Source organism: Kurthia senegalensis (assembly GCF_000285595.1).
GTDB classification, from domain to species: Bacteria; Bacillota; Bacilli; order Bacillales_A; family Planococcaceae; genus Kurthia; species Kurthia senegalensis.
On record NZ_CAEW01000061.1, the window covers coordinates 1 to 252 of the forward strand.

Genomic DNA, 252 nt, shown 5'->3' on the forward strand with positions numbered 1-252 from the left:
TAACCGAAACAATTTGTTATCAAGTAAGATAACGCTAGCAAAGCAAATGAGCTTTCAAACACTTTTTATGGAGAGTTTGATCCTGGCTCAGGACGAACGCTGGCGGCGTGCCTAATACATGCAAGTCGAGCGAGGTTATTGGAAGTGCTTGCACTTTCATAACCTAGCGGCGGACGGGTGAGTAACACGTGGGCAACCTGCCCTGTAGATTGGGATAACTTCGGGAAACCGGAGCTAATACCGAATAATTCG

The 252-nt window shown here is 46.8% G+C and carries 1 rRNA gene; it reads left to right on the forward strand.

Annotated features, from left to right (window positions below):
* Positions 1-64 precede the first annotated feature (64 nt).
* Positions 65-252, forward strand: a 16S ribosomal RNA gene (locus KSHG_RS15655); the annotation flags it as partial.